Here is a 6,594-nt window from a genome sequence, read left to right as displayed (position 1 = left end):
CGTCAGCGCCCGCGAGGAGCTGGTGCTCCAGGCCCGGATGCACGGCACCGGCAAGGCCTCGGCGCTCCGGCGCGCCGAGGAGGCGCTGACGGCGTCGGTGGTGCCGCCGCCCTGGGCGACGTAGCCGATCCGGCGGCGGACCTCGGCCGGGTCGGCGAGCAGGTCGGCGCCGGCGACCCGGGCCGCGCCGCCGTCCGGCCGGATGAGCGTGGCGAGCATGCGCAGCGTGGTCGTCTTGCCGGCCCCGTTGGGGCCGAGGAAGCCGAAGATCTCGCCTGCGGCCACGCCCAGGTCGATACCGCGCACGGCGTCGACGGCGCTCTGACCGCGTTTCTTGGACGGGTAGGACTTGCGTAGTCCCTTGGTCTCGATCAACCGGAACTCCCGTACGGGGATGCGGGAAGGAGTACTGCGGAAGGGGTGTGGGCGCCACCCTAGAGGCTGCGGCACCCCGGAAACAATGGCCTAGACCAATGGATTCCGACGGTCCGTCCCGCCCGCGACCAGCGCCTCCAGCCGGTCGGCCGCCGTCACCGCGCCGCCGCCCGCCAGCAACGCCGCCCCCACCCGGGCCGCGGCCTCCCGGTGGGTGCCCGAGTCCAGCACGGTGCGCAGCCGCCCCGCCAGCTGCTCCGGCGAGACCCGGGCGAACGGCACCCGCAGCCCGGCGCCGGCCGCGGTGACCTGCGCCGCGACGAACGGCTGGTCGTGCCGGATGGGCGCGGTCACCAGCGGCAGCCCGTGCGCGAGCGCCTCGCCGACGGTGTTCATCCCGCCGTGGCAGAGCACCGCGTCCAGGGCGCCGCGCGCCATCAGCTCCAGCACCGGCGCCCGGTCCACCGCGACCGCGTGCTCCGGCAGTGCGGGCAGCAGCGCGCGCGGCGCCGCGATCACCGGCTGCACGTCGTCGCCGCACCGCGCGAGCGCCTCGACGGCCCGGGCGTGGAAGCCGGCGCCGAGTTCACCGGCCAGCGTGCCCATGGTGACCAGGACCCGCCGCCGCCCGGGCGCCAGCCGCTCCCAGGGGAAGGCCGGACCGGCGGGCCGCCCGGACAGCACCGGCCCGACCAGGGCGACCTGCGCCGGGAACGGCACCGGGCCGGTCAGTGCGGCACCGGTCGTCGCCAGCACCAGGGCGGGGGAGAAGCGCGGGTCGGTGTACTCGTCCTCCGGCAGCCCGGCCCGCTGCCAGAGCCCCCGGAGCAGCCCGGTCACCCAGGCCTCGACCTGTGGCAACGCCCGGAACGGCCGGCCCAGTTCCATCGCGCCCGGCGCCAGACTCACCCAGGGCAGGCCGTGCCGGTGCGCGACCAGCGCGCCCGCCGGGGTGTGCTGGTCGACCAGCAGCGCGTCCGGGCGGAACTCGCGCACCGCCGCGTCCAGCGGCTTGGCGGTGAACCGCGCGTACGGGACGACGAACCCCTCCCAGAGCGAACGCAGCGCGGCCAGCCCGTGCCCGCCCTGCGCCCGGAACGCCCGGGTGCCGGTGCCCAGCACCCGCGCGTCCGGCCCGAGCAACGGCCGCAGCACCGACTCGGTGCCCGTCCACGCCACCTCGTGGCCGCGGGCGGCCAGCTCCCGCGCGATCCCGGCGGCCGGGTTCACGTGCCCGGTCAACGGCGGGACCACCAGCAGGAACCGGCTCACCGGTCCGCCTCCCGGGGCAGCAGCCGCTGCACGTCGGCAACGGTCAGCGCCTCCAGTCCGGCCAGGTCGAGTCCGGCGCGCAGCGCCGCCGGACCGGCCGCGGACCCGAACCGCTCGGTGAGCAGCGCGTCCAGGGCGGCGAGTTCGCACTCGTCCAGCATCAGGTCGGCGTCCAGCCGGGCCTGCGGGGTGACCAGTGCGGCCCACTGCGGCGGCGCGTCGGCCGCCGCGACCAGCAGTTCGACCAGGTCGGGGCGGACCCGGGCAGGGGGGAGGGAAGGGACGTGATCGGTCATGGAGGCTCCACCGGCTCGACGGCGTGGGGCGGGACCAGGGCGGTGCCCTGGAGTCCGAAGCGGGCCCGAGATCACTTGTGCGACCCGTCGGGCGTCGGAATACTAGCCCGCGTGACCGCACTGGAGGCAGTGGCCGTTCACCTCCCCCACCACGCCGTGCCCATCGAGGCGGTGGGCGACCGGATCGGCCTGACCCCACGTCAACTTCGACTCTTCCGCCGTTTCCACGGCCTGGACCAGCTGCGACTGGACCCGGACGGGAAGCTGCCCGACCTGCTCGGCGCCGCCGTCGAGGCGCTTCCGGAGCTGCGCGGACGCGAACGGCACGTCCGCTTCGTGATCCACGCGCGCAGCATGCCGGTGGCGGTGCCGTACCCGCTCAGCCCGCTGCACGACCTGCTCGACCGCTACGGCCTGGCGCACGCCAGTGCCTTCACCGTCACCCACCACGCCTGCGCGGTGGGCCTGTTGGCCGTCGACCTGGCCGGCCGGCTGCTGGCCGGCGCCGACGACCCGGAGGCTCTGGCACTGGTCCTGGCCGGGGAGAAGACCTTCACCAGGGACGCCCAGGTGGTGCCCGAGACCGGGATCTTCGCCGAGGGAGCGGCCGCGTGCCTGGTCCGCGCGACCGGCGAGCGCAACCGCGTGCTCTCCTACGCCGTCCGCCACCGGCCCGAGTTCGACGGCCGGCTGGCCGAGGACCCGGACCTGCTCGCCCGGTACCAGCGCGAGTACCCGGCGGTGATGATCGAGGCGGTCGAGGCCGCCCTCGACCAGGCAGGTCTGGACCTCTCCGACCTGGCCGCGGTCCTTCCGCACAACGTCAACCAGGCCTCCTGGCGGATGATCTGCCGCCGGATCGGGTACCCGGTCGACAAGGTGGTGCTGGACAACGTGCCGTCGGTCGGGCACAGTTTCGCTGCAGACAGCCTCATCAATCTCCACACCGCCACCACACGGGGGCTGCTCCGTCGCGGCGACCGCTACCTGATCGCCGCCGCCGGCATCGGAGCCACGTTCTCCGCCATGGCCGTCGAGCACTGACGCATCATCAGGAACGGGAACCTGCCGATGCGCCGGCCCGGCCGCGGCCCCGGCTCCGGGTGCCTGCCGGGCGCCGCCCCGGCCGACGACGGCCACGCCACCCCCGGCTGCCCGGCCATCGCATCCCACTCACCTCTCACGCACGACGGGACGGGACATCCATGCCAGACCCCGCGGTCCAGACCACTGATGCCGAACTGCGCGACCGGATCCTGCAGAGCCTCGGCGAGCTGCTGCCACGCGTCCTCAAGCGCGACCTCCCGGAGATCCCGGAGAACGCCTGCCTCTTCGACGACCTCGGCCTCACCTCGGCGAGCACCATCGAGCTGATCCTCGAAGTGGAGGAGGCGCTGGACATCCAGGTCGACGTGGAGCAGATCGGCGAGGACGACCTGCGCTCGGTGACCAGCCTCGCCGACTACGTGGCCGGCCACATCATCGCCGAGGACTGACCGGGTGCCCGCCGCTCCCGCTCCGGGCCTGGCCGTCACCCGCGCCCTGGCGGCCCACGTCGACGGCCGGTCGGAGACCTCGCTCGACCCGGACCTGCGGGTGTTCGTCTCGGACCTGGTCCGTCCGTACGGCCTGCCGCTGCGGGAGGACCTGCTCGCCGAGGGCGCCGGGCACTCCTATGAGGAGATGGCCGAGGGCCTGCTGGGCGCGGCGCTCGCCGACGGGCTGCCGGTCGACCTGCTGATCCTGGCCTTCGACTCCCCGGACGTCCGCCCGGGCGCACCCAGTTCGCTGGCGCTCAGCCGGTCCTGCCCGGGCCGGCCGCTCTCCTTCGCGATCTGCGACCAGGGAACGGCCGCCGCGTTCACCGCCCTGCGGATCGCCGGCGAGTACCACCGGACCGGGGCCTGCCGCCGCGCGGTGGTGGTGCTGGCCGAGCAGACCGCGCTGCACTACCGGGCAGCCGCTCCGGTCGAGCTGCCCGAGCGGCACTGCGCGGTCGTGCTGGTCTGCGACGAGGCGGAGGATCGCGAGGGACTGACGATACGTCAGTCTCCTTTGGCCGATGCCGGACTCGCGGCGGAGGAGGTCCGGGCCGAGGTACAGGCGCTGGGCGAGGGAGCTGCGGTGCTGCTCGGCCCCGGCCTCGCGGCCGGCCCGGAACCGGGCGGGGTGGCGACGGCGACCCCCGGCCAGCCCTTCACCGGCCTCTGGTCGGCGCTGGCCGCACGGCTTTCCGGCTGGCAGGCGGAGGGCCGGCCGGTACTGGCCGCCGACCTCGACCGCCGGCTCGGCATCCTCAGCACCCTGACGCTCCGGGCGGGGCCGTGACCGCCGACAGGTTCGTGATCGCCGAACCAGCGGCCGAGGTCATCGACCTCTGGATCGTCCCGACCGACCAACCCGACGACGTGGCAGTGGAGTTGGGCCGCCTGCTCGACCCCGGCGAACGCGCCCGCGCCGCCGGCCCCGACTCCGGCCTCGGCCGCCGCTTCACCGTCGTGCACGGCGTCGTCCGGCTGCTCGTGGCCGAGCGGCTGGGCCTGCGCCCGGACCGACTCGCCTGGCAGTACGGCCCACACGGCAAACCCGAGCCGGCCGGTGCCCGCGGTCACGGCCTCGGTGTGAGCTACTCCGCCTCCGGCGCACTCGCCGTCATCGCACTGGCCGCCGGACGGCCGGTGGGCGTGGACGTCGAGGAGGTCCGCGACCCGCGCGTCGCAGCCCGGATCGCCCGCCGCTACTTCCCGGCGGACGAAGCCGCGGCCCTGGCCGGAGCCGGTTCACCCGCCGAGCTGGCCGAGCGGTTCACCGAGCTGTGGTGCCGCCGCGAGGCCTGCGTCAAGGCGTACGGCGGGCGGCTGGTCCAGGGCTTCGGGCTGCCGCTGGCCGGCCCGGCACCGCTCGTCCTCGCCGACGCGCGGGCCCTCGGCGACGGCCCGTGCCGGATCGCGGACGCCGTGGTGCCCGGGCCGTTCCGCGCCGCCGTGGCAGCCCTGGGCGACCGGCCGTTCCGGCTCCGGGTGCACCACTGGACGGCGCCGCAGACCTTCAATACCGCTGTTGCATCGACACGATGACTATGCATCAGGTACCCCCAAAAAGGCTGGGGCCGGCTCGCTGACAGCCGCCCGGACCCCGACACCCCGCTGACACCCCCGGCAAGCCGAAGGGCACGGACGACGTGACAGAGACCAGCCGGCGGATCACGGTCCGGTACGGCGGCGCGAGCAGCGGCTCAGGGCCGCTCACCCTCGGCCAGGACAACATGATCCGCTGCATCCGGCGCGACCTCCCCGAGCAGATCAACAAGGAGGCGGTCTGGCCGGTCCCCGACGGAACCACCCTGTCCGCCGCCCTCGACGCACTGCGCGCGCTGATCGAGCGGCACGAGTCCCTGCGTACCGTCTTCCCGCCGGGCGACGGCCCGGACGCCTTCCCGGAACGCCAGGAGGTGCGCGGCGAGGGCGAGTTCACGGTCACCGTACACGACCCCGGACCCGGCCGGACGGACGCCGAACTCGACCTGCTCGCCGCCGGGTCGGGCCGCGCCGAGGTGGCCGTCCCGTTCGACCTCGCGGCCGGCCCCCGGCTCCGCTTCACCCTGCTGGCGGACGTCGGCCGGGCGCTGCGGCTGATCGTGGTGGTCTGCCACGCCGGCGCCGACGGCGTCGCGACCACCCTGCTGATCCAGGACTGGCTGGCCCTCGCCGCCGGCAAGGAACTGCCGCCTGTGACCGGGCTCACCCCGCTGCAGGTGGCCGCGCGGGAGCGGAGCGACCAGGGCCGGCGCAAGGCCGTGGCTGCTCTCCGGCACTGGGAGCGGATCCTCGCCACCGGTCCGCAGGCGGTCTACGCCGACTCGCGGATCACCGGCCCGGCGACCGGCATGTCCGCCGTGGTGCTGCGCTCCCGCTCCTCCGCCGCCGATCTCTCCGCCGTCGCCCGGCGCACCGGCGCGACCCCCTCGGTCGTCCTGCTCGCGGCCTTCGCCGCGCTGGTCGCCCAACGGGCCGGCCGGACCGGGCTCGTCCTCGCCGCGCTCTCCGCCAACCGCCAGCGCGCCGTGCTCGCCGACCACATCGGCACCCTCGCCCAGGACGCCCTGCTCGCGCTGGACACCGGCACCGCCGACCTGGACGAGCTGATCGGCCGGGCGAAGGCGGCCGCGCTCGCGGGCTACTGGCACAGCACGCTCAACGCGGGTGAGGTCTGGCAGCTGATCGAGGACGTGGCCCACGTCCGCGGCGTCCGCTTCGCCCGGCAGGTGGTCGTCAACGACCTCAGCATGGCCATCCCCGAGGCGATGTCCGAGGCCCGCCCGGCCCCGGCCGCCGACCCCGAACTCACCTGGCTGCCCGACCAGCCGCTTCCGGTCCGCACCCTGCTCACCATCCTGCGGACCTCCGGCAGCCTGGAGTTCGCGCTGCTCGCCTGCCCGCAGGTGCTCGACCGCGAGGAGACCGAACGCTTCGCGCTCGCCCTGCCCGCCGTCCTGAAGGCCGCCGCCCACGGCCCGCTCCCGCTGGCCGGCCTCCCGGCACTGGCCGGCCTGCGGCCCGCCGCGCGCACGGCCACCGCCGCGATCGCCGCCCTGGTGCAGACGGCGCCGAACATGCCGAGCAAGATGCAGATCCTCAAGGCGGAGGTGGCG

General features: G+C 75.3%; 8 protein-coding genes. 5 read left to right on the top strand and 3 right to left on the bottom strand.

Translation table 11 applies throughout. The features are described 5' to 3' along the window. The 3 genes from ABZ885_RS32895 to ABZ885_RS32885 form a co-directional block, all read right to left on the bottom strand. A partial coding sequence (locus tag ABZ885_RS32895; protein ID WP_360196853.1) for an ATP-binding cassette domain-containing protein occupies positions 1–375 on the bottom strand: 375 nt, incomplete at its 3' end. 90 nt (positions 376–465) lie between these two features. Further along, on the bottom strand, positions 466–1,647 hold the full coding sequence (locus ABZ885_RS32890; protein WP_360196850.1) for a glycosyltransferase: 1,182 nt from the start codon (positions 1,645–1,647) through the stop codon (positions 466–468). Then, positions 1,644–1,943: a hypothetical protein gene (locus ABZ885_RS32885; protein ID WP_360196847.1), complete on the bottom strand. Its 300-nt coding sequence runs from the start codon at positions 1,941–1,943 to the stop codon at positions 1,644–1,646. The genes ABZ885_RS32890 and ABZ885_RS32885 overlap by 4 nt, the downstream gene beginning before the upstream one ends. A gap of 111 nt (positions 1,944–2,054) precedes the next feature. Between ABZ885_RS32885 and ABZ885_RS32880 the strand changes: the two genes are divergently transcribed. The 5 genes from ABZ885_RS32880 to ABZ885_RS32860 form a co-directional block, all read left to right on the top strand. Beyond that, entirely contained in the window at positions 2,055–2,987 is a 933-nt protein-coding gene (locus ABZ885_RS32880; RefSeq protein WP_360196844.1) for a 3-oxoacyl-[acyl-carrier-protein] synthase III C-terminal domain-containing protein, read from the top strand. A gap of 161 nt (positions 2,988–3,148) precedes the next feature. Further along, the gene (locus ABZ885_RS32875; protein WP_360196841.1) at positions 3,149–3,439 is read left to right on the top strand and encodes an acyl carrier protein; all 291 of its coding nucleotides are present in this window, start codon (positions 3,149–3,151) and stop codon (positions 3,437–3,439) included. Positions 3,440–3,443: 4 nt separating this feature from the next. Beyond that, entirely contained in the window at positions 3,444–4,271 is an 828-nt protein-coding gene (locus tag ABZ885_RS32870; protein ID WP_360196838.1) for a hypothetical protein, read from the top strand. Beyond that, a complete protein-coding gene (locus tag ABZ885_RS32865) occupies positions 4,268–5,020 on the top strand; it encodes a 4'-phosphopantetheinyl transferase superfamily protein (RefSeq protein WP_360196835.1) in 753 nt (250 codons plus the stop codon). The genes ABZ885_RS32870 and ABZ885_RS32865 overlap by 4 nt, the downstream gene beginning before the upstream one ends. A 104-nt stretch (positions 5,021–5,124) precedes the next feature. Beyond that, positions 5,125–6,594: condensation domain-containing protein (locus ABZ885_RS32860; protein ID WP_360196832.1), on the top strand; the 1,470-nt coding region annotated here is incomplete at its 3' end.

It is taken from the genome of Kitasatospora sp. NPDC047058 (assembly GCF_040643935.1).
In the GTDB taxonomy this organism is placed as follows: Bacteria; Actinomycetota; Actinomycetes; order Streptomycetales; family Streptomycetaceae; genus Kitasatospora.
This window is presented reverse-complemented; position numbering and strand designations above follow the sequence as displayed.